Consider the following 24,311-nt stretch of genomic DNA (forward strand, 5'->3'; position numbering starts at 1 on the left):
ATTACTATACCCTAAATTGTTCGCGTTGCCCGCAGAGCAAAAAGCGTAAACAGTGCACAGAATAACGCCGCCATCAGCGGTAAACCGTGCAACGTCAGCGACATCGCGATACCGCCCAGGGTTGGTCCCAGCAAAGCCCCGATGCCCCAGCCCACCGAAAGAATGGCATAGGCTCCGGCCAGTTCGGCGCCACGAAAACGCTGACCAGTCAGGGTGATGATCACCGTGTAAATGCCGACAAATACCCCGCCCCACAGAAACAGCAGCGTACGCGCCAGCCACAGTTCGCGCAGCGCCAGCGGCCAGATCAGCGCCCCCAAAGTGGAGAGCGCCGCCAGAATCACAATCAGCCGCCGCCGATCGACCCGATCCGCCAGCCAGCCAATCGGCAGCTGCAATACAATCGCCCCGAGCAGCAGAATGGCAATCAGTGAGGTGGCATCGGCTTCACGCCAGCCAAGATTGATCGCATACAGCGGCAGCAAATTCATCCCCGCGCACTCCAGCGCGGCATTCAGCACCGTGGCACTGAGCGCCAGCGGCAGCATCTGCAACCAGCTCCGCAGCGAGCGCTTTATTTCCTGCTCAGCGGCGATCGCGCCGGTCTGCGCCAGCAGCATGGCACCCGCCGCCGCCAGCGCAATAACACCGCCGAGCATAAAGGCGGTGCTGCCGCTGCCATGCAGGCTGAGGAGCAGCGGCCCGGCGGCGAAACCCAGCGACAGCATGGCGGTATACAGCGCCAGATTTTTTGCCCGATGCTGTTCCAGCGTCACCTGATTGAGCCAGGTTTCGGTGACCACCAGGATCACTTCCGTCGCCACGCCCAGCAGCAGGCGTAGCAGAAACCAGCTGGCAACCGGCAGTCCGGGAAACAGCATCAGCAGCACGCCGGCGGCCAGTAAGGCAGAAAACATCAGTTGTCGCGTGGAAAAGGTGCGGCATAGCCACGGCAGCGCCGGAGCAATCAGCAACACACCCAGCGCATGCATCGCCGCGTTAATACCAATAAAGTTCTCGCTGTAGCCACGGCTGTCCAGCGTTAGCGCAATCAGCGGTGCGCTCAGACCATAGGTCAGACCAAAAATAGTGACCGCTATGATCACCGCAGCCTTCGCGCGCCATTCAGCTCTCATGGCGGCCGCCACTGGCCTTTTTCTGCGCTTTTCGCTGTCGGGCCTCTTGCTTGATCACCGTGCGCCGGATGGCGAAGGCTTCACGCACCCGTTTATGCCAGGCGCGGCTATGTACTGGCGTAATCACGGCCTTCAGCAGACGGACATAATCCAGCACCAGGCCAGGCGTCCAGGTCATCTCTTCCGCGCGGCCGCGCACCAGTCCCAGCAGCCAGAAATTGGGATCAAAAAACAACCGTACGCCAGGAAACGTATAGTGGCCCATCGCGCCCTCTACGGCCACATCCAGCGCCTGCACCACCGTCGAAGAGCAGTTGCGTGAGGTAAGGTTGTAAGTGCTATCCACCGAGAACACCTGCCAGTAATTACGCAGCGCCGCGGCATTATAGTGCGTAAACAGTACCTGCTGATCCGGCTCGCACCAGTCGGCAATTTCCTCTTCCAGTGAGGTCAGAAACCGTCCGGCGACATCATTCTCCTCCCCCGCGCGCAGCATGGCGCGGAAATTACCACTGTCGCGGTCGATATCCTCAAACGGATAATGGCTGATATAGAGGTCGGGCAGCATTTGCAGCGCGGCATGGCCGGTGGAGATCACGCCATTTTGATCAATGGCGGCAATATAGCGATCGATCACCCGCCGACGATCGGTCACCACCGCCGTGCCCACTGGCGTCCATACCAGCACCGTTAGCGGTTGCGGTGGGGGCTTCTGAGGGAATGGCGGATGCTGACAGGTCACTTCACGCCAGTGGCGCAGACCACGCGAGGTAAACAGCGGTAGCGACATTACCGAAGCGTTTTCCGGCAACAGCAATACCTGGCGCGCCATCAGGATTAATGACAGACCGGACGTCATCAGCAGCAGAGCAAAACAGAGCGGTACGGTGACATGGTGATGAAATGGCCAGTTACTGAAAATCAGCATACTGAGTCCGATCTCGATCACGCCAGCGATAATTTGCCGCCGCCATTTCGGCGAACGCAGCACCAGCGAAGAGCTGATACGAAACACGCCATCACCGAGAAACGCTGAGCCAAACAGCAGCGAAGCAAGGATATTGTTGTCCCAGGGAAGATCGAACACCAGAAACGCAATAAACAGGAAACCCACCCCTTTCCAGATCCCAGGCCAGTGAATTCGGATACCAATAATCATCGCTGCGGCAATTTCCACCAGCCCTTCCACCACCAGCAGAACAGCCAGCATATCCAGCGGCACCGACAACCGGCCATCGCTGGCAATATCGATAAATATCGCAATCCCCAGTCCAATCCAGCACAGGCCGAAAAAAGCCATCAGCAACCAGCGCGACTTCAGCACATGCGCGCCCACCAATAAGAAAATTAATCTTATCAAGAGACATCTCCGCCGCAATTGAGATGTTTTAACGTTAGCAATTAGGCAGAAAGCGCACAAAGCAAACGATTAAATATTGTGCAGTGGTGAGAAGTTTAGTAAAAAAAAACAGACCCGATGGGGTCTGCTTATTATTGTGCAATCTGTCAGCATGGGCGGCGAGAGCGCCGCCCCTACAGACGTTTCGCCGTTCCCGGATAATTACATCAGCGGCTGCGCCAGTTGTACCAGATGGATCAGCGGCTGCGGATAGATACCTAACAGCAGCACCAGAATCGCCGAGATCAATACCACTACGCCACCGGCAGTAAATGCCCAGTTGGCTGGCGTATCGCGCTGCAGCAGTTCTGGCGGGCTAAGATAGAGACTGACTGTCACACGCAGATAGTAGTAAAGACCAATCGCACTGCCCAGCACCACTGCACCGGTCAGCCACCATAAATGAGCACCGACACCGACCGCAATAATGTAGAACTTACCGATAAAGCCCAGCGTCATCGGGATACCCGCCAGCGACAGCATCATCACCGTCATCACTGCCGAGAGAATCGGACGATGCCAGAACAGGCCACGGTAGGAGTAGAGGGAGTCCGCATCCGGGCCACGGTACGGGCTGGACATCAGACTCACCACACCAAAGGCGCCAAGGCTGCTGAACAGGTAACCGGCCAGATAGACGCCGACAGACTCCAGCGACAGCTGATGCGTCTGAATGGCAATCAGCGCCACCAGCAGATAGCCAAGGTGAGCGATTGACGAGTAACCCAGCAGGCGCTTGATATTGCTCTGCGAGATCGCCATCAGGTTACCGAACAGAATCGACGCAAAGGCGATAATGCCCAGCACCGTACGCACCGCTTCGCTATCGGTCACCGGCGCATACATAAACAGACGCATCACCACACCAAAAATAGCGATCTTGCTGGCGGTAGCAAGGAAGGTGGAAACCGGTGCCGGCGCGCCCTGATAGACGTCCGGCGTCCAGAGATGGAACGGCACCAGCGACAGTTTAAAGCCGAGGCCGACAATCATCAGGCCGAGACCCACCAGCAGCAGCGGTTGCGTCAGCATGCTGTCACTCAGACTCTTGCCGAGCGCCACAAAGCTCAGGTTACCGGAATCGGCATACACCAGCGCCATACCAAACAGCAGGAATGACGACGCTGCGGCAGAGAGAATGGTGTATTTGATTGCCGCTTCCAGCGAGCGTTTCTGGCGGAAAGCATAGCCAATCAGGCCAAACAGTGGCAGCGAGATCAGCTCAATACCGATAAACAGCGCAGCCAGATGGTTGGCGCTGGCCAGCACAATGCCACCAAGCGCCGCAATCAGCACCAGCAGGTAGAACTCTTCGCGGTTGTCGGGGTAACCCTCCAGCCATGGATAGGCAAAGGTACAGGTCGCGAGACTGGCAAGGATCACCAGCCCGGTATACAGCATTGAGTAGCCATCAACGCGCAGCAGTGGCGTGACATCCATCGGGCCAGCCTGGCCGACAAAGAACAGTGACAGCAGCGCCACGTTCAGACCGATCACCGTCAGCGTAGCGTTGACGAAGTGGTTGCGTCGCCACGCAATGGACAGCATCACAACCACCACCGTCAATCCGACGATCAACAGCGGTAGCAGCGCGATCAAATGTTGAGGAGTTATTGTCATGGCGAATTACGGCCTTGTAGTTGAAATTGAAGCGGTAAACCACTGCTGAATATTGCTCATCGCAGCATGTGAGGTGTCCAGAATCGGCTGTGGATAAACGCCCAGCAACACCAGCAGGACCACCAGCACCATAATCATCAGGAATTCGCGCGGTGACATGCCTGGCAGCGGCGTGTCCGATTTAGCCGGGCCGTAGTAAGCACGTTGCATCATAATTAACGAGTAAACCGACGCAAAAACCAGCCCGAAAGTGGCGATAATAATCACCACCGGCGCGACCTTAAAGCTGCCGGTCAGAATCATAAATTCACCGACAAAGTTACCGGTCCCCGGCATGCCGAGATTGGCCACCGCAAAGAACAGCGACAGACCTGGCAACCATTTGATGCGTGACCACAAGCCGCCCATCTGACGCATATCACGGGTATGCAGACGTTCGTACAGCTGACCGCAGAGGATAAACAGCGCCGCCGCCGACAGGCCGTGCGCGATCATCTGAATCACCGCGCCCTGGAACGCCAGCTGGCTGCCGGTATAAATGGCAATCAACACAAAGCCCATATGGGAAATCGAGGTGTAAGCAATCAGACGTTTGATATCGTACTGCGTAAAGGCCATCCACGCGCCGTAGAAGATACCGATAATCCCCAGTCCCATCGCAATCGGCGCGAACTCGGCAGACGCATTCGGGAACAGCGGCAGGCTAAAGCGTAATAAGCCGTAAGCCGCGGTTTTTAACAGGATCCCGGCGAGGTCGACCGAACCGGCGGTTGGCGCCTGGCTGTGGGCATCAGGTAACCAGCCATGCAGCGGCACAACCGGCATTTTCACCGCAAAGGCGATAAAGAAGCCCAGCATCAGCAGATATTCAACGCCATGCGACATCGGCGTTTTCAGCAGTTCGGTATAGTTGAAGGTCCAGACGCCGGTGGCGTTGTAGTGCACAAATACCAGACCCAGAATGGCGATCAGCATCACCAGACCGCTGGCCTGGGTATAGATAAAGAACTTGGTGGCGGCGGTAATACGGGTTTTACCGTCGGATGCCTTATGACCCCAGAGCGCGATCAGGAAGTACATCGGCACCAGCATCATTTCCCAGAAGAAGAAGAACAGGAACATGTCGATGGCAAGGAACACGCCGATAACGCCACCGAGGATCCACATCAGGTTGAGATAGAAGAAGCCCTGATTGTTCTCAATTTCTTTCCACGAACAGAGTACTGCCATCAGACCAAGCAGGCCGGTCAGCACCACCATCAGCAATGACAGACCGTCAATCGCCAGATGGAAGTTGATGCCGAAACGGGGGATCCACGCGGCGGAGAATTCAGATTGCCACTGCGGCAAGCCTTTAACCTGCGTCAGCATGAAGTCGCCCTGCGTCCAGAGTTGCAGTGACAGCACCAGCGTCAGACCCATGGTGATCAGCGCAATCCAGCGCGGCACTTTCGTACCAAAGCGCTCAAACTGCCAACACAGCAAGCCACCGACAAAGGGTAATAATATAAGCCAAGGCAATAACATGGCGAGTCTTTCCCTTACTTGGGCCCCTCATGGGCTATCTCACTCACGATTTTGCTTCCCGGCAGTGCTCGCAATCCTCACATACTGAAGTATGCTGCGGTTGCTGTGCGCTGGCGGTAAGCAAACTCGTTTCGCCGATAACGCCCATCTCTATAGGGGTATATTTTCGAATTTCTTATTCTGGGATGGCTCTTTAAGCGCCACCCCGCTCACTAACCTTAAATCACCAGCAGCAGAGCCAGCACCACCACGGCGCCGACACTCATTGAGGCGATGTACCAGCGCAGATAGCCGTTTTCACTGACCACCAGCCCCTTGTTCGCGAAACGCGACAGGATTGCCGGGGTGTTCATCAGACCGTTCAGCGGATCGCGTTGCAGCAGCCAGGCGACAGCAAGATAAGGTTTAACGAACACTTTGTCGTACAGCCAGTCGAAGCCCCATGCGACAAACCACCAGCTGCTGAAGAAGCGGCCAACCGGGCTGTTGGCGACCGCGATCACCAGTTTACGTTTGCCCAGCCACAGTGCGGCAGCCAGCAGAATACCGGTAATAGCCACCACACCGGAGGTGATTTCCAGCGTCAGTACGCTACCGTGCGTCAGCTCCGTGGTATCAGGCAGCACGCCCTGCAATGGCGGAACAATCATCGCACCAATAAAGGTTGAGAGAATCAGTAATACAATCAGTGGCAGATGATGGGTAATACCTTTACCTGCATGCGCATGGATCTGCTCTTTACCGTGGAAGGTAATAAAGATCATACGGAAGGTATACAGCGAGGTCATAAAGGCCCCCACCAGCCCGGCAACCATCAGATTCAGATGACCGTTGGCCAGCGCACCCGCCAGGATCTCATCCTTACTGAAGAAGCCCGCGGTAATCAGCGGCAGTGCTGACAGCGCCGCGCCACCCACCAGGAAGCAGACATAAACTAACGGGATGCTTTTACGCAGGCCGCCCATTTTGAAAATATTCTGCTCGTGATGACAGGCCAGAATCACTGAACCGGAAGAGAGGAACAGCAAGGCTTTAAAGAAGGCGTGAGTCATCAGGTGGAAAATGGCCGCGTCCCACGCCTGCACACCAAGCGCAAGGAACATATAGCCAATCTGACTCATGGTCGAGTAAGCCAGTACGCGTTTAATATCGGTCTGCACCAGCGCGGCGAAACCTGCCAGCACCAGCGTAATCGCGCCGATAATCCCCACCAGATGCAGCACTTCCGGCGTCAGCAGGAACAGGCCATGCGAACGGGCAATCAGATAAACCCCCGCCGTCACCATGGTTGCCGCGTGGATCAGTGCAGAAACTGGCGTCGGGCCGGCCATTGCATCGGCCAGCCAGGTCTGCAACGGCAGCTGCGCGGATTTACCCACGGCGCCACCCAGCAGCATCAGCGTTGCCCACTGCAACATATGATTGTCAGCAGCAAAGTGCGCCGGCGCCAGTTCTACCATTTCGCGGAAGTTCAGCGTTCCCAGCTCGTTCCACAGAATAAACAGGGCAAACGCGAGGAACACGTCACCAACACGGGTGATGATAAATGCCTTCATCGCCGCCGCGCCGTTATTCGGGTTGGTGTAATAGAAACCGATCAGCAGGTAAGAGCAAAGCCCCACCCCTTCCCAGCCGAGATACATCAGCATCAGGTTATCGGCCAGCACCAGAATCACCATGCTGGCGATAAACAGGTTGGTATAAGCAAAGAAGCGCGAATAGCCCTCTTCACCACGCATATACCAGGAGGCAAACATATGAATAAAGAAGCCAACGCCGGTAACCACCGACAGCATGGTCAGCGACAGGCCGTCCAGCGTCAGATTGACATCGATTTTAAAATTGCCGACCTGCATCCAGGTCCAGAGCGCCTGGTTAAACACCTGCTGACCGTGATTAAAGAAATCCACTCCGGCGAACAGCGTAACCAGCGCGGCCAGACCGACCGAACCGATACCAACGGTAGCGGAGAGATTTTCCGACCAGCGACCACGAGAAAATGCCAGCAGCAAAAAGCCAATCAGCGGGAACAGAATAGTTAAGTAAAGAAGATTCATCCGCGCATCTCGCTTACTGTGTCAATGTTCAGAGTCTGACGACGGCGATGCAGCTGCAGTAACAGCGCGAGGCCAATACTGGCTTCCGCCGCCGCGAGGCTGATTGCCAGGATATACATCACCTGACCATCAGCTTGTCCCCAATAGCTTCCCGCCACCACAAACGCCAGTGCCGCAGCGTTAATCATGATTTCGAGGCTAATTAACATAAACAACAGGTTGCGACGAAGCACCAGTCCGGTCAGTCCGAGAACGAACAGAATAGCCGCCAGGATCAGTCCATGTTGCAGAGGGATCATGCTTGTTCCTCCTTGTTACTTTTTGCCGCATCCGCCGGACGGTTGCTTAACAGCTCGCCCTGACGATCTTCACGTCCGACGTGGAATGCCACCACCAGGCCCGCCAGCAGCAGCATCGACGCCAGCTCAACCGCCAGCACGTAAGGGCCAAACAGACTGATACCGACTGCTTTCGCATCAATAATGGTGCCTTCGATACCCTGATCGTTAACGGTGCTTATCGCATACATCAGTACCGCCAGCAGCAGCAATGCCACCAGACCGGGTCCGATCCACAATGTCGGCTTCAGCCACTTACGCTCCTGCTCCTGCACCGCTTTACCGAGATTGAGCATCATCACCACGAAGACGAACAGCACCATAATGGCGCCAGCGTAGACGATGATCTCCAGTGCACCGGCAAAATAAGCGCCCAGTGAGAAGAACACCCCGGCAATCGCTAACAGTGAGATGATCAGGTACAGCAACGCATGTACCGGATTAGTGTGGGTAATGACGCGTAATGTCGTCAGTACCGCCACCAGTCCGCAAATATAAAACGCAAATTCCATGCCTGGCTCCTTAAGGTAACAAGCCTTTGACGTCGATGGGTTTGGCTTCGTTTTCGGCGTCGCCCTTGTCTTTACCCTCGATCGCCATACCCGCCATACGATAGAAGTTATATTCCGGATATTTACCCGGGCCTGAAATCAACAGGTCTTCTTTCTCGTACACCAGATCCTGACGCTTAAACTCACCCAGTTCGAAATCCGGGGTAAGCTGGATTGCGGTGGTCGGGCAGGCTTCTTCACACAGACCACAGAAAATGCAGCGCGAGAAGTTGATGCGGAAGAACTCCGGATACCAGCGGCCATCCTGCTGTTCCGCTTTTTGCAGCGAAATACAGCCAACCGGACAGGCGACAGCACACAGGTTGCAGGCCACACAGCGCTCTTCGCCGTCCGGATCGCGCGTCAGCACGATACGGCCACGATAGCGCGGCGGCAGGTAAACCGGCTCTTCCGGATACATCAGCGTTTCGCGTTTGGCGAATGCATGCATCCCGATCATCCAGATGCTGCGTACCTGGGTCGCGAAACCAACCACTATCTCTTTCAATGTCATGGTTATTTAACCCCTTACTGCGCGGTGTACAGAATCACTGCGGCAGTCGCCAGCAGGTTCAGCAGCGTCAACGGCAGACAAACTTTCCAGCCAAAAGACATCATCTGGTCATAGCGCGGACGTGGCAACGCTGCACGAATCAGAATAAACATCATCATAAAGAATGCGGTTTTCAGCGCAAACCAGATAAACGGAGGCAACCAGGGACCGTGCCAGCCGCCAAAGAACAGCGTCACTATCAGCGCGGAGACGGTGACGATGGCAATATATTCACCGACAAAGAACAGACCGAACTTCATACCGGAGTATTCAATGTGATAACCATCGGCCAGTTCCTGCTCGGCTTCCGGCTGGTCAAACGGATGACGGTGACAGACTGCGACGCCAGCGATGGCGAAGGTCAGGAAGCCGAAGAACTGCGGGATAATATTCCACACATGTGCCTGGCTGTTGACGATATCGGTCATATTAAATGAGCCTGCCTGCGCCACCACGCCCATCAGCGACAGGCCGAGGAACACTTCGTAGCTCAGGGTCTGCGCCGAAGCACGCATCGCACCCAACAGGGAATATTTGTTATTACTCGCCCAACCGGCAAACAGCACCGCATAAACCGCCAGACCGGCCATCATCAGGAAGAACAACAGACCGATATTCAGGTCAGTCACTACCCAGGTCGGGCTGACCGGCACAATCGCAAATGCCAGCAGCAGCGAGGTAAAGGCAATCATTGGCGCCAGCGTAAAGATCACCCGGTCAGTAAATGGCGGGATCCAGTCCTCTTTAAAGAACATCTTCAGCATGTCAGCCACCAGCTGCAGCGAGCCGCCCCAGCCGACACGGTTTGGCCCGTAGCGGTTCTGGAACAGACCGAGCAGACGGCGCTCACCAAAGCTCATAAAGGCGCCGCAGATTACCACCACCAGCAGGATCACTACCGCTTTAAGGATACTCAGCAGAATGTCGATAACGTCCGGAGTTAGCCAGCTCATTGCGCCGCCTCCCGCAGATTGTCAATATTCGCACCCGACAGGTATGGCGGGATGCCCGGCATGCCGATCGGTAAACCGACCTGCCCTGCCTGCAACGCAGCAGAGAAACGCACCGGCAGTCGCAGATTGTGACCGGCACAGCTGAACTCCACCGCACTACCGGCGTTAACGCCCAGTTTCGCGGCATCAGCCGGATTGACCATCACATACGGCTGCGGCATACGCGTCTGAATCACCGGCGCACGCTGGGTCATCTCTTCACTGCCGAACAGGTGATAGTAAGGCGCAACACGCCACTGGTTGTCACTGCCGCTAAAGGCAGCCGGCACCTGCTCAAACCATGCCAGCTGACCTTCGCTGGCTTCAAACAAACGCACACCCGGATCGCCATGGCGCAGTTTACCGCCCACTTCTGCCTGGAACTTGTTCCACGCCTGCGGGGAGTTCCAGCCTGGCGCCCAGGCAAACGGAATCTGCTGACGATCGGCCAGTGGGTTGTTGTTCCCTTCCATTGAGAAGGAGAACATGGTGTCTTTATCCTGCGGCTGGCGCGGTTCATGTACGCTGATATTGGCGCGCATTGCGGTTCGGCCACTGGAGCGATGTGGAGAACGCGCCAGTTTCTGACCACGAATGCGGAAGCTGGCATCCGGCGCCGCTTGTTTGATCGCCGCCAGCTGTGGCAGCGCCACGACTGCAGCGTCAATCACATGGTCCAGCTGCGTCCAGTCAACACTGCGGCTCTCAACGGTGCTCTGCAATGAATGCAGCCAGCGCCAGCTCTCCAGCATTTCCACTGTATTGTCGTAATAAGCCGGGTCGTAAACCTGGAAGAAGCGCTGCGCGCGACCTTCCTGATTGACCACGGTGCCATCGCTTTCGGCAAAGCTGGCGGTGGAGAGAATCAGACCGGCTTTTTCCATGGTGGCGGTGCGCTGGTGATCGATCACAATCACGTTCTGTGTATTGTTCAGCGCCGCGTCGACCTGCGCCGCAGGCGCCTGGCGATAGAGATCGTTTTCCATAATCACTACTGCATCCGCGCTGCCGCTGGCCAGCTCCTCCAGCGCTGCATCCAGCGATTTACCGCCGATCATACTGAGTCCGACGCTATTCGCTGCCGAGGCCAGCAACGTGATGCCCACATCGGCACCGCGCCCTTTCAACGCTTTCGCCACGTTTGCGGCGGCTTCAATCATTGCCGGGCTACCGGAATGGGTGCCGGAAATAATCAGTGGCTTACGCGCACCGGCTAACGCCTGCACGATGACATCAATTTTGCCTGCCAGACTGCGTTCAATACCGTCAACCACTGGCGCGCTGTTATCCAGCGCATGAGCCACAGCGAAACCAAGGCGCGCCTGATCTTCCACCGGCGCGCGATAGCTCCATGCGGCGATATCATCGAGACGGGTTTCATCGACGTTAGTGACAAACAGCGGGTGTTTGGCGTTCTGACCGATATTAAGGATTGCCGCGATCTGCCAGTCTGCGACTTTCTGCGCGGCAGCCATTTCACGTGATTTGCCTTTTACCGCCTGACGCACCGACAGCGCCACACGGGCGCCGGTCTGGGTTAAGTCTTCACCTAATACCAGCACCGCATCATAGCTTTCAATTTCACGCAGGGCTGGCGTGTGGATACCGCCTTCACGCAGCACTTTCAGCATCAGCTCCAGACGCGATTGCTCCGCTGCCGGAATACCGGTCGAGAAGTTTTCCGCGCCGACCAGCTCACGCAAGGCAAAGTTGCTCTCAATGCTGGCGCGTGGCGAACCAATACCAATCACTTTTTTCGCCTGACGCAGGACGTCCGCCGCGCCCTGCATCGCCTGGTCGGCATTCAGCGCAATCCAGTCGTCGCCGCGGCGCTGCATTGGCTGGCGTGGACGATCTTTCAGGTTGACGTAGCCATAACCGAAACGACCACGGTCACAAAGGAAGTAGTGGTTTACGGTGCCGTTATAGCGGTTTTCGATACGACGCAGTTCGCCATAGCGCTCGCCCGGGCTGGTGTTACAGCCGATGCTGCACTGCTGGCAGATGCTTGGTGCAAACTGCATATCCCACTTACGGTTGTAGCGTTCGGAATGGGTTTTATCGGTAAACACGCCGGTCGGACAGATCTCCACCAGGTTACCAGAGAACTCGCTTTCCAGCGTGCCATCTTCCGGGCGACCAAAGTAGACGTTGTCATGCGCGCCATACACTCCCAGATCGGTGCCATCGGCATAATCTTTGTAGTAACGCACACAGCGGTAACAGGCGATACAGCGGTTCATTTCATGGGAAATAAACGGTCCGAGATCCTGATTGCGGTGGGTACGTTTGGTAAAGCGGTAGCGACGGAAGCTGTGGCCGGTCATCACAGTCATATCCTGAAGATGGCAGTTACCGCCCTCTTCACAGACCGGACAGTCGTGCGGGTGGTTGGTCATCAGCCACTCCACCACGCTCTCGCGGAACTCTTTCGCTTCACCGTCATCAATTGAGATAAAAGTGCCGTCGGAGGCTGGCGTCATACAGGACATGACCAGGCGACCACGGGTATCCTCGGCATTTTGATATTGCTTCACCGCACACTGGCGGCAAGCACCTACGCTGCCCAGCGCCGGGTGCCAGCAAAAATAAGGAATATCGAGACCAAGGGACAGACATGCCTGCAGCAAGTTGTCTGCGCCATCGACCTCATATTCTTTACCGTCTACATGAATTGTAGCCATAGTGAACATGCTTCCGTAAGGCCTGAGTTATCAGGCGTTAAACATAAATCTTTGCGCGGCGGGCGGCGAAAACGCCGCCCCTACAAGCGCCCGCAGGTTTTTACCAGCGTGCTTTTAACAGGTTTGGCTGAATACCGCCGATAGCGCGGGCGTTGCCAAACACCTGTGGCGCGATGCCAGCTTCAAATTCTTCGCGGAAATATTTAATCGCGCTTTGCAGTGGCTCTACTGCACCTGGCGCATGGGCACAAAATGTTTTGCCCGGGCCGAGCTGACGGCAAAGCTGCTCAAGGGTTTCAATATCCCCGGGCTGACCTTTGCCCTGCTCCAGCGCACGCAGGATTTTCACGCTCCACGGCAGCCCGTCACGACATGGCGTACACCAGCCGCAGGATTCACGGGAGAAGAACTCTTCCAGGTTGCGCACCAGCGACACCATATTGATCTCGTGATCCACTGCCATCGCCAGCGCTGTGCCTAAACGGCTGCCGGCTTTACCGATGCTGGCAAACTCCATTGGCAGATCGAGATGGCTCTCAGTCAGGAAGTCGGTTCCTGCGCCGCCCGGCTGCCAGGCTTTAAACTTCAGGCCATCGCGCATGCCACCGGCATAATCTTCAAGGATTTCACGGGCGGTGGTGCCAAACGGCAGCTCCCAGACGCCAGGGTTTTTCACCCGTCCGGAGAAGCCCATCATTTTGGTGCCAGCGTCATCGCTGTTTGAAATGCCCTTGTACCACTCCACGCCGTTGGCGAGGATGGCGGGCACATTCGACAGGGTTTCGACGTTATTGACACAGGTCGGTTTGCCCCAGGCGCCAGCGGATGCCGGGAACGGCGGTTTAGAACGCGGGTTGGCGCGACGGCCTTCCAGCGAGTTAATCAGCGCCGTCTCTTCACCGCAGATATAGCGACCCGCGCCGGTATGCACGATCAGCTCAAAATCAAAGCCCGTGCCAAGAATATTTTTACCCAGCAAACCCGCTTCGGTGGCTTCGGCAATTGCGCGACGCAGATTCACCGCCGCTTCGATATATTCACCGCGCAGGAAGATGTAGCCCCGGTAAGATTTCAGCGCAAAGGCGCTGATTAACATCCCTTCCACCAGCTGATGTGGCATCTGCTCCATCAGCAGGCGGTCTTTATAGGTGCCCGGCTCCATCTCATCGGCGTTACACAGCAGGTAACGGATGTTCATGCTTTCGTCTTTCGGCATCAGGCTCCACTTCAGACCGGTGGAGAAGCCCGCGCCGCCGCGCCCTTTCAGGCCGGAATCTTTCACCAGCGCCACAATTTCATCTGGCGCCATGCCTTTCAGCGCTTTTTCCGCGCCGGCATAACCATTTTTGCTGCGATACTCATCCAGCCACACCGGCTGTTGGTCATCGCGCATCCGCCAGGTCAGCGGGTGCATTTCGGCAGTACGAATGATCTGTTTCATTGATACTGCTCCAGTAACGTAGCGATGGTTTCCGGCGTCAGATGCACATGGGTATCTTCGTCGACCATCATGGTTGGGCCTTTATCGCAGTTACCCAGGCAGCAGGTTGGCAGCAGGGTAAAACGGCCATCGGTGGTGGTCTGCCCTGGCTTGATATGCAGATTCTGCTCCAGCGCCGCCTGAATGCCCTGATAACCGGTGATATGGCACACCACGCTGTCGCAGTAGCGAATCACATGGCGGCCGACCGGCTGACGGAAAATCTGGCTGTAGAACGTCGCCACGCCTTCAACATCACTGGCCGGAATCGCCAGTACCTCGGCAATCGCATGGATCGCGCCGTCCGGCACCCAGCCACGCTGTTTCTGCACGATCTTCAGCGCTTCAATCGAGGCTGCGCGTGCATCTTCGTAATGATGTTTTTCATGCTCAATAGCGTCACGTTCTGCAGCGCTCAGCACAAAGACCTCATTCTCATCGATCGTTTCGATCGCAATTTTTTGATCGTGCATAATTAGCGGTCCACGTCTGACATAACAAAATCGATACTACCGAGGTATACGATCAGGTCGGATACCAGGCTGCCCCGGATTACGGAAGGAATCTGTTGCAGGTGCGGGAAGCTCGGCGTACGCACGCGGGTGCGGTAGCTCATCGTGCTGCCATCACTGGTCAGGTAGTAACTGTTGATCCCTTTGGTCGCCTCGATCATCTGGAAGGATTCGTTGGCCGGCATTACCGGCCCCCAGGAAACCTGCAGGAAGTGAGTGATCAGGGTTTCAATGTGCTGCAGGGTGCGCTCTTTCGGAGGCGGCGTCGTCAGCGGATGGTCAGCCTTAAACGGCCCCTCCGGCATATTCTTGTAACACTGCTCAAGAATGCGCAGGCTCTGACGCAGCTCTTCCACTTTCAGCATCACGCGGCTATAGCAATCGCTCACGCCATCGCCGATCGGCACTTCGAAATCAAACTGCTCGTAACCCGAGTACGGACGCCATTTACGCACATCAAAGTCGACGCCGGTGGCGCGCAGGCCAGCACCGGTGGTGCCCCATGCCAGCGCTTCATCGCGGCCATAAGCCGCCACACCTTTTGAACGACCGATCAGGATGCTGTTTTTCAGCGCCGCTTTCACATAGGAATCAAGACGTTTTGGCATCCAGTCGAGGAATTCGCGCAGCAGACGCTCCCAGCCTTTCGGCAGGTCGTGCGCCACACCACCAATACGGAACCACGCCGGGTGCATACGGAAACCGGTAATCGCTTCCACCAGATCGTAAATTTTCTGACGATCGGTAAAGGCGAAGAACACCGGCGTCATCGCGCCGACGTCCTGGATAAAGGTGGAGATATACAGCAGGTGGCTGTTGATACGGAACAGCTCGGAGAGCATTACGCGGATCATATCCACGCGTTCCGGCACCTTGATGCCCGCCAGTTTTTCAACTGCCAGCACATACGGCATTTCGTTTACGCAGCCGCCAAGGTATTCAATACGGTCGGTATACGGAATGTAGCTGTGCCAGGACTGACGCTCACCCATTTTTTCCGCGCCGCGATGGTGGTAACCGATATCCGGTACGCAGTCGACAATCTCTTCGCCGTCCAGCTGCAGAATAATACGGAACGCACCGTGCGCCGAAGGGTGGTTCGGGCCGAGGTTGAGGAACATAAAGTCCTCATTGGTGGTGCCGCGCTTCATGCCCCAGTCTTCCGGCTTAAAAGTCAGCGCTTCCATCTCCAGATCCTCTTTCTGCTTTGTCAGCTCAAAAGGATCGAATTCAGTGGCGCGCGCCGGATAGTCTTTACGCAGCGGATGCCCTTCCCAGGTCGGTGGCATCATAATGCGCGTCAGATGCGGGTGACCATCAAAGGTAATGCCGAACATTTCCCAGGTTTCACGCTCATACCAGTTGGCGTTGGGGAAAAGTTTGGTGAAGGTCGCCACATGCAGATCGTTTTCGGACAATGCCACCTTGAGCATAATGTCACGATTACGTTCAATGGAGATCAGATGGTAGAAAACGGAAAAATCCGCAGCCGGTAAACCGTCGCGGTTGGTACGCAGGCGCTCATCCATACCGTGAAGGTCGAACAGCATCACATAAGGTTTCGGCAGTTTGCGCAGAAACTCGCCGATTTCCAGTAGTTGTTCACGCTTTACCCACACTACCGGTACGCCGGTGCGGGTTGGCTGAACAGTAAAAGCATCTGGCCCAAAACGATTACGCAGCTCGCCGATCACCGGGTCATCCTGGTGATCTCGGGTTTGCCATGCTGGCTGAGCGAGATCTTGCGTGGTCAAATCTGTCATAAATTGTTCACCATTCTGGCCTGTTGCCAGGCGCACAGTGTTGGCGTCAGGTTGCGGTTCGCGTGATAAATTGTGTTTGTTTTACGCGAGCATCAGGCCGCAGCCATAAACTAAAAACTTAAATTTCGTCAGGCGAGCGCAGGTTAGTCACTGCGATACGCTCTTCGCGTTTTCTCTCACGCTCTGACTGCATATTGGCGCGATAGACGCCCTGATCGCCCACCACCCACGAGAGAGGGCGGCGCTCTTTACCGATCGACTCCTGCAGCAGTAACAGTGCCTGCATATAGGCTTCAGGACGCGGCGGACAGCCCGGGATATAGACGTCTACTGGCAGGAATTTATCCACGCCCTGCACCACTGAGTAGATGTCATACATGCCGCCAGAGTTGGCGCAGGCGCCCATCGAAATCACCCATTTCGGCTCCAGCATCTGATCGTACAGACGCTGAATAACCGGGGCCATTTTGGTAAACGGCGTACCGGCAACCACCATAAAATCGGCCTGGCGTGGAGAAGCACGAAGTACTTCTGCACCGAAACGCGCCACGTCGTGGACGGCAGTGAATGAGGTCACCATTTCCACGTAACAACACGAAAGACCGAAGTTATACGGCCAAAGAGAGTTTTTGCGACCCCAGTTCACCATGTCATGCAGGGCATTTTCGAGTTTGCCCATATAGACACTGCGGTGAACATGCTGCTCAAGAGGATCGGTAACAATCTCCTGTTTTTGCAGGGGATAACGGTCGTTCTCACCGTTCGGGTCTATGCGGGTGAGCGTATAGTCCATCTTAATGCCTCGCTGTTACTGCGTATGACGGTTGGTGTTGTTGTGGCTGATAACCTCGGTTTTCACTACTACACGACGACGTGCAGGAGCCCAATCCAGCGCACCAATGCGCACCAGATAAACCAGTCCAGCCAGCAGCACCAAAATGAAAATGGCGGCTTCGACAAAGCCGACCCAGCCGCTTTCGCGGATTGAGGTCGACCATGCGTATAAATAGAGGGCTTCGACGTCGAAGATAACGAAGAACATCGCTACCAGGTAGAATTTGGCAGAAAGACGCATTTGCGTGCTGCCAACGGGGTCGATACCAGATTCAAAAGGTGTGTTTTTGTGCCTTCCGTGGGCTCTTCCGCCCAAAAACCATGCGCCAGCCAACATCAGGCAACACAGTCCCATGGCGACGATCAGGAAAACAGCAAATGCCCAGTTATGAGCGATAACTTCAGTGGTTGTTGACATACACTCTGCTTACTTATCAAAAGTGGTGCTCAGCGTCCTGCTCTGATAACGGCAGTTAACACACCACATCGATTCAAGGGAAGGATGAAAAACCTTATAAATTTTGCCGTCTTTAATGAATAAGCAGCAATTTTATGGGGTTTTTTACCCCTTTCTATAACCTTTTGTCAACTTTGACAAAAGTATCTACACCTTATTTTACAGTTGCAGCATTTTTTTAACATATGATGCGCAGATATTGAGCTAAATCGAGTCAGTATACCCATACAAATTATAGTGTAGCTGCAAATTGATAACAGGGATCGACGATTTAACAATCGTATTTTGACAGGAATCCGCGCTTTTTCCTGCCCCTTAATGGGGTTATTTTTATGATCCAGAACACACTTTTAGCCTTTATGATAAAAAAACAGCCAGCTTCCATAACAATTACTCACCCTGTGCAACCAATATAAAAGTCATCACCTCAGGTGATATTTTCATTATCAATTATAAAGTGAGCAATAAAACAGAACAAAACGGAAAGGGAGTAAAACGCTGAAATCAGAGAGGGAAACAGCCACAAAAAAGCCTCTCATCAATATACTTTAATGAGAGGCTTATTTTATGCAGTTAATCGGGCAAAAGCTGCATTTTGATGATAACGGGTATCGTTTCGGTTAACGATATTACTCTTCGTCATCCAGCAGGACAGCGCCGTCCTGACCCGCCACAATCAGATTGTACGGATCGTTGCTGGACTCCATCGCATTGAAGATGGCCAGAGCCAGTTCGTTATCACTTTCCGGGTTGCGACACAGCAGATACTGCGTATCCGGCAATACCGGTAAGCCTTCCGCCGCACCCATCACGCGCAGTTCAGGGCTCATCATCTCTACCGGACGCGCAGTGACGCCCAGACCCGCTTTCACCGCAGCGCGTACTGCCGCCAGAGTAGAAGCGACATAGGAGATACGCCATGGGATACCGGCTTCATTGAGATGGTCGATAGCCATATCGCGATAAGGGCTTGGTTCGTCGAGCAGAACCAGTGGAATCGCTTCACCACGCTGAAAAATATAGTCAGCGGCGCAATACCACAGTGTCGGTGATGTGCGCAGAACCTGATGCGTAAAGTTACCTGGACTGGAAGTGGTAACCACCAGATCCACTTCACCCTGGTTAAGCATTTCCATCATAAATGGATTACGCTTCACACGTACATCGATCGCCAGCTTCGGATAGACCGAAGTGACGCGGTTCAGTAAAAACGGAAGAATGGTGTCGGAAGTATCATCAGATGCACCGATGGTCAGCACGCCCTGAATGTTACTGTACATCAGCGAGGTACAGGCTTCATCGTTAAAGCGCAGTATCTTTCTGGCGTATCCCAGCAACTGGATGCCGTGTTCCGTCAACAATTTATTGCGTCCATGCCGGGCAAATAACTCTTTGCCCACCAGTTGCTCCAGACGCTGCATCTGTTGGCTTACTGCTGATTGCGTTCTGCATACCGCTGCGGCCGCGGCCGCAAAAGTATTGAGATCCGCAACCGCAACAAACGTCCTCAGCAGATCGAGGTCAAGATTAAGTATCGGACGATTTGCATTAGTCATGTTTTTTTCTTCACTTATTAGATTTTTTTACAAACAGCTACCCTGGTGTTACTACTTACTTTATCCAACGGATAAAGCGGTGACAAAACGAGAATGGCGAGAAAATGAATAAGAATCTTCCTCAACACATTACGTTGTCGGCTAACGTAAGAAGCTCCTTTTCGTGATACCGGTCCCATCGTTCTTTCACAATCAGGCCCGCAAATAAATAGTATCTTTCGTCTGATAGGTTGTTAATGCTCGCAGCACTAACCCATAAGTTGCAGGAAGCTGCGACGTAGTCGTTAATTAACATGGCAGCAACTTCAATAAAGACTGGCTGCACAATTGCAGGTTTGAAACGACTCACCTGAGTTGACTTTCCAGAACGTTGCGTTCACAACGCTAAATAGTAAATAGTGCTTAATATTTTTTACCGTAAAACGGCATTTTTTATCATCAGAAACATCCCCTTTTTTGCAGAGAAGTCCCTTGACGGTTATCCTGGCATACTGTCGATTATTTTTTAAGCCCCAATCCTGCTATTCTTATCACTAAAGCAGGATTTTATCGATGAGAGCGCATTTTATCGTACTGCGAAAGGTAAAAACCGGTATTCAGAAACCATTCATAACCAGGGTATTGACGTTGATGCGAATCAGCCTCATCGCCAATCTCACTCAGGTGCTGGTCGCACCAGCTGACTATTATGCCACTTCTATAAGAATCATTTGACTATTTCCTTACTCATCTATCCACCTTTTTCTATCAAAAATAGTAAAAAAACATTGCTGAGCTCGACAAATTTATGGATAGCCTGCTTTACAGCACAAAATGACTGACAGCAGCTAATATCGACCATAGGGCAACAAGCAGAGTATTACGCCAGTCAATGCACCGCGGCTAATGAAGCATACCGCTGCGCTGATAAATAAATCACTATCGCGCCAAAACCGAATACAGCCCTTCAAAAGCGCTGAACAGAAGAGTAAATTGTGCGAGTTATTTTCCACGGCAGGAACGCGGCTCTGCCAGTTAAGGCGATGTAGATGAACTTTCAAATTGATAAATCAGGTAAACTGGATAACGTCTGTTACGACATTCGCGGCCCGGTGTTAAAAGAAGCAAAACGTCTGGAAGAAGAAGGCAACAAAGTTTTAAAACTCAACATCGGCAACCCGGCCCCTTTCGGCTTTGAAGCGCCCGATGAAATTCTGGTCGATGTGATCCGTAACCTGCCCAGCGCACAGGGTTATTGCGATTCGAAAGGTCTCTACTCCGCCCGTAAAGCCATTATGCAACACTATCAGGCGCGCGGCATGCGTGAGATTACCGTGGAAGATATCTATATCGGTAACGGCGTGTCGGAACTGATTGTGCAATCCATGCAGGCGTTGCTGAACAGCGGCGATGAAATGCTGGTGCCGGCGCCTGACTATCCGCTGTGGACTGCGGCGGTCTCCCTTTCCAGCGGCAAAGCGGTGCATTACCTGTGCGATGAGTCAGCTGGCTGGTTCCCGGATCTTGACGATATCCGCAGCAAAATCACGCCACGCACCCGCGGCATCGTGATTATTAACCCGAATAACCCGACCGGCGCGGTCTACAGCAAAGAGCTGCTGATGGAAGTGGTCGAGCTGGCACGCCAGCATAATCTGATCATCTTCGCCGACGAGATCTATGACAAAATTCTTTACGATGCGGCCCAGCATCATTCGATTGCTGCGCTGGCGCCGGATCTGCTCACCATCACTTTTAATGGATTGTCGAAAACCTACCGCGTAGCGGGTTTCCGTCAGGGCTGGATGGTGCTAAACGGACCGAAAAAACATGCTAAGGGCTATATTGAAGGGCTGGAGATGCTGGCGTCGATGCGCCTGTGCGCCAACGTGCCGGCGCAGCACGCTATCCAGACCGCACTTGGCGGCTATCAGAGCATCAGTGAGTTTATCGTGCCGGGTGGCCGTCTGTATGAGCAGCGTCAGCGCGCCTGGGAACTGATTAATGAGATCCCGGGCGTCAGCTGCGTGAAACCGCAGGGCGCGCTGTATATGTTCCCGCGCATCGATGCGAAGCGTTTTAACATTCATGACGACCAGAAAATGGTGCTGGATTTCCTGTTACAGGAAAAAGTCCTGCTGGTGCAGGGCAGCGCATTTAACTGGCCGTGGCCGGATCATGTGCGTATTGTCACCCTGCCGCGCGTGGATGAGCTGGAAATGGCTGTCGGGAAGTTTGGCCGTTTCCTTGAAGGCTATCGTCAGTAACCGGTCTGCAACGGGACGGGAGCCGATAACGGCCCCCGTGGAAAATTCCTGTAGGGGCGGCGTTATCGCCGCCCTTCTGCTTAACAGGACAGATATTTATGAATCAAAGCCACTTTTTCGCCCACCTTTCCCGCCTGAAATTAATCAACCGCTGGCCGCTGATGCGTAATGTGCGCACCGAAAATGTCTCTGAGCACAGTCTGCAGGTGGCAATGGTCGCCCATGTACTGGCCGTGATTAAAAATCAGAAATTTGATGGTCAGCTGAATGCTGAACGTATCGCCATGATGGCGCTGTATCACGATGCCAGTGAAGTATTAACCGGTGATCTGCCTACCCCGGTGAAGTATTACAATGCACAGATTGCGCATGAATATAAAAAGATTGAGAAAATTGCGCAGCAAAAACTGATTGAGATGCTGCCGGATGATCTGCAGGATGCGTTTCGTCCATTACTGGATGAGCATCTGCATGCGCCGGAAGAGACCGCCGTGGTTAAACAGGCCGATGCCCTTTGCGCTTATCTGAAGTGCCTGGAAGAGCTGTCGGCGGGCAATAATGAGTTCCGTCAGGCTAAAGCTCGTCTGGAAAAGACCCTCGATCAGCGCCGCAGCCCGGAGATGGACTATTTTATTTCGGTGTTTGTGCCGAGCTTTAACTTATCGCTGGATGAGATTAGCCAGGATACGCCGCCCGTGTTCTTAATTAAAACGGAAACAGCAGCGGTACCAACAACACGCTAACCACCAGCACCAGCAGCGTAAAAGGCACGCCGATTTTAACGAAATCGCTAAAACGGTAGCCACCAGGTGCCATCACCAGCGTATTGACCGGCGAGGATACCGGCGTCATAAAGGCGGCTGATGCGGCGATGGCAATAATCATGGTAAACGGATAAGGCGACAGCCCCATCTGATGCGCGGCGGCAATGCCAATGGGCGCCATCAGTACCGCCGTGGCGGTGTTGGAGATAAACAGCCCGATGGTGGCGCAGAGTACAAACAGACAGATCAGCATAATATGCGGCCCGCTGCCGCCAGCAAACTCCATCAACCCCTGCACGATTAGCGCCACGCCGCCGGTTTTCTGCAACGCAATGGCAAACGGCATCATGCCGACAATCAACAGAATCCCCGGCCAGTGGATAGCTCGCAGCGCGCTCTCCATATCGATACAGCGAAAGCGGCCCATCAGCAGACAGGCAATCAGCGCGGCAATCGGATTGGGAATCGACTCTGTCAGCATCATCGCCACCATCAGCGCCAGGCAGAACAGCGCATGGGGCGCCTGACTGCTGGCTGGCGCCATATCGTCAACTTCCGCAGGCAGATTCAGCACAATAAAATCACGTTTCTGCTGCTGCAACTGCATAATCAGTTTCCAGTCGCCAATCACCAGCAAAATATCACCCAGTTCCAGCGTTTCATCGACCAGCGCACCGTCCAGCACCTCACCACGACGACGAATCCCCACCACGCTGACGCCATAACGGCTGCGAAATGCCAGTTCGCGCAAGGTTTTGCCTGGCAACTCCGAATCCGGTATCAGCGAGACTTCGGCCATGCCGACATCGCGCGCGCGATCGGAAAAATAGTCACCGCGCAGCACCAGCGGCTCCAGCAGCTGTTCGCCGCAGAACTCGCGCAGATCGATATCGGCCGCTGACATATCAATCAGCAGCACATCGCGCGCACGGAACTCAGTGCTGCCGGTGACCGCCACCATCACCCGCCGGAATTTATGCCAGCGCTCCAGCCCCACCACGTTGGCGCCGTAGCGCTCACGCAGCTGCAGATCGTCGAGGCGATGCCCGACCAGCGGTGAGCCAACACGAATCGACAAACGGCGGGCGCGCCCGGTAAGCTTGTAATCACGGATCAGGTCACGGAAAGTGCGACGATGGCGGGCGGCACTTTGCTGATGCTGCTCCGAAGGCAGCACCAGCCACCAGCGCGCCACCAGCATATACGCCACTCCCAGCAGTAAAATCACCAGGCCAATCGGTGTAACGGCAAAAAAGCCAAAGCCTGGCAAACCTTCGCGCTGCAGTTCGCTGTTCACCACCAGATTAGGCGGCGTCGCCACCAGCGTCATCATGCCGCTAATTAAACCAGCAAAGCTTAGCGGCATCATCAGGCGGCCTGGCGCGGTGCCCATTTTCACCGCCACGCTCAGCACCACCGGGATAAAAATCGCCACCACGCCGGTGGAACTCATAAACGCACCCAGACCGGAGACGGTAAGCATCAGCAGGATCAGCATTTTACTTTCGCTGCTGCCCGCCATTTTTACCAGCCACTCCCCCATCTGCAATGCCACGCCGGTGCGCACCAGCCCCTCGCCAATCACAAACAGCGCAGCAATCAGAATCACATTGGGATCGCTAAAACCGGCGGTGGCTTCCTGCAGCGTCAGGGTGCCGCTCAGCACAAACACAATGATCACCAGCAGCGCCACCACATCCATCCGCAACTTGCCGGTGACAAACAGGATGATGGTGACGATTAACAGCGCCAGTACCCAGATAAGTTGGTTATTCACTTCCGATCTCTGCATGGGGGAGGTTATGCAGAGGATGCCATAAAATTAACCCCGCTGGTGCGGGG

General features: G+C 54.6%; 18 protein-coding genes and 1 pseudogene. 2 read left to right on the top strand and 17 right to left on the bottom strand.

The window, feature by feature from the left end:
• Positions 1-11: 11 nt before the first annotated feature.
• The 16 genes and pseudogenes from N5923_RS06105 to lrhA form a co-directional block, all read right to left on the bottom strand.
• The gene (locus N5923_RS06105) at positions 12-1,136 is read right to left on the bottom strand and encodes an MFS transporter (RefSeq protein WP_267142140.1); all 1,125 of its coding nucleotides are present in this window, start codon (positions 1,134-1,136) and stop codon (positions 12-14) included.
• Positions 1,126-2,496 (bottom strand): HdeD family acid-resistance protein, encoded by a 1,371-nt coding sequence (locus N5923_RS06110; RefSeq protein ID WP_267142141.1) that lies wholly within the window; start codon positions 2,494-2,496, stop codon positions 1,126-1,128. Before N5923_RS06110 ends, N5923_RS06105 begins: the two co-directional genes overlap by 11 nt.
• Before the next feature lie 201 nt (positions 2,497-2,697).
• Positions 2,698-4,155, bottom strand: a complete 1,458-nt coding sequence (gene nuoN / locus N5923_RS06115) for an NADH-quinone oxidoreductase subunit NuoN (RefSeq protein ID WP_267142142.1) — start codon at positions 4,153-4,155, stop codon at positions 2,698-2,700.
• 6 nt (positions 4,156-4,161) lie between these two features.
• Positions 4,162-5,682 (bottom strand): NADH-quinone oxidoreductase subunit M, encoded by a 1,521-nt coding sequence (gene nuoM, locus N5923_RS06120; protein WP_267142143.1) that lies wholly within the window; start codon positions 5,680-5,682, stop codon positions 4,162-4,164.
• Positions 5,683-5,900: 218 nt separating this feature from the next.
• Positions 5,901-7,739, bottom strand: coding sequence for an NADH-quinone oxidoreductase subunit L (gene nuoL / locus N5923_RS06125; RefSeq protein ID WP_267142144.1), 1,839 nt, complete (start codon positions 7,737-7,739; stop codon positions 5,901-5,903).
• Entirely contained in the window at positions 7,736-8,038 is a 303-nt protein-coding gene (gene nuoK, locus N5923_RS06130) for an NADH-quinone oxidoreductase subunit NuoK (RefSeq protein WP_017803434.1), read from the bottom strand. Before nuoK ends, nuoL begins: the two co-directional genes overlap by 4 nt.
• On the bottom strand, positions 8,035-8,589 hold the full coding sequence (gene nuoJ / locus N5923_RS06135) for an NADH-quinone oxidoreductase subunit J (protein WP_267142145.1): 555 nt from the start codon (positions 8,587-8,589) through the stop codon (positions 8,035-8,037). The genes nuoK and nuoJ overlap by 4 nt, the downstream gene beginning before the upstream one ends.
• A 10-nt stretch (positions 8,590-8,599) precedes the next feature.
• Complete coding sequence (gene nuoI, locus N5923_RS06140; protein ID WP_017803432.1) at positions 8,600-9,142, bottom strand: NADH-quinone oxidoreductase subunit NuoI; 543 nt, start codon at positions 9,140-9,142, stop codon at positions 8,600-8,602.
• Between the two features lie 14 nt (positions 9,143-9,156).
• Positions 9,157-10,134: an NADH-quinone oxidoreductase subunit NuoH gene (gene nuoH / locus N5923_RS06145; RefSeq protein ID WP_267142146.1), complete on the bottom strand. Its 978-nt coding sequence runs from the start codon at positions 10,132-10,134 to the stop codon at positions 9,157-9,159.
• Positions 10,131-12,857: an NADH-quinone oxidoreductase subunit NuoG gene (gene nuoG, locus N5923_RS06150; RefSeq protein WP_267142147.1), complete on the bottom strand. Its 2,727-nt coding sequence runs from the start codon at positions 12,855-12,857 to the stop codon at positions 10,131-10,133. Before nuoG ends, nuoH begins: the two co-directional genes overlap by 4 nt.
• Before the next feature lie 100 nt (positions 12,858-12,957).
• Positions 12,958-14,298, bottom strand: coding sequence for an NADH-quinone oxidoreductase subunit NuoF (nuoF, locus tag N5923_RS06155; RefSeq protein WP_267142148.1), 1,341 nt, complete (start codon positions 14,296-14,298; stop codon positions 12,958-12,960).
• On the bottom strand, positions 14,295-14,810 hold the full coding sequence (gene nuoE / locus N5923_RS06160; protein ID WP_267142149.1) for an NADH-quinone oxidoreductase subunit NuoE: 516 nt from the start codon (positions 14,808-14,810) through the stop codon (positions 14,295-14,297). Before nuoE ends, nuoF begins: the two co-directional genes overlap by 4 nt.
• 2 nt (positions 14,811-14,812) lie before the next feature.
• Positions 14,813-16,626 (bottom strand): annotated as a pseudogene (gene nuoC / locus N5923_RS06165) (NADH-quinone oxidoreductase subunit C/D).
• A gap of 104 nt (positions 16,627-16,730) precedes the next feature.
• Positions 16,731-17,405, bottom strand: a complete 675-nt coding sequence (locus tag N5923_RS06170) for a NuoB/complex I 20 kDa subunit family protein (protein ID WP_017803426.1) — start codon at positions 17,403-17,405, stop codon at positions 16,731-16,733.
• A 15-nt stretch (positions 17,406-17,420) separates the two neighbouring features.
• Positions 17,421-17,864 carry an NADH-quinone oxidoreductase subunit A gene (locus tag N5923_RS06175; protein ID WP_267142151.1) on the bottom strand — a complete coding sequence of 148 codons (444 nt, stop codon included), beginning with the start codon at positions 17,862-17,864 and terminating at the stop codon, positions 17,421-17,423.
• Positions 17,865-18,532: 668 nt separating this feature from the next.
• Positions 18,533-19,459, bottom strand: a complete 927-nt coding sequence (gene lrhA / locus N5923_RS06180) for a transcriptional regulator LrhA (RefSeq protein ID WP_026112029.1) — start codon at positions 19,457-19,459, stop codon at positions 18,533-18,535.
• Between the two features lie 1,028 nt (positions 19,460-20,487).
• Between lrhA and N5923_RS06185 the strand changes: the two genes are divergently transcribed.
• Positions 20,488-21,705, top strand: a complete 1,218-nt coding sequence (locus N5923_RS06185) for a pyridoxal phosphate-dependent aminotransferase (RefSeq protein ID WP_017803421.1) — start codon at positions 20,488-20,490, stop codon at positions 21,703-21,705.
• Between the two features lie 98 nt (positions 21,706-21,803).
• Positions 21,804-22,448, top strand: coding sequence for a 5'-deoxynucleotidase (gene yfbR / locus N5923_RS06190; RefSeq protein ID WP_267145225.1), 645 nt, complete (start codon positions 21,804-21,806; stop codon positions 22,446-22,448).
• Here yfbR and N5923_RS06195 read toward each other — a convergent pair.
• Positions 22,411-24,246, bottom strand: a complete 1,836-nt coding sequence (locus tag N5923_RS06195; RefSeq protein ID WP_407704398.1) for an SLC13 family permease — start codon at positions 24,244-24,246, stop codon at positions 22,411-22,413. The two genes, yfbR and N5923_RS06195, sit on opposite strands and share 38 nt — an antisense overlap.
• Positions 24,247-24,311 lie beyond the last annotated feature (65 nt).

Source organism: Winslowiella arboricola (assembly GCF_025527015.1).
In the GTDB taxonomy this organism is placed as follows: domain Bacteria; phylum Pseudomonadota; class Gammaproteobacteria; order Enterobacterales; family Enterobacteriaceae; genus Erwinia; species Erwinia arboricola.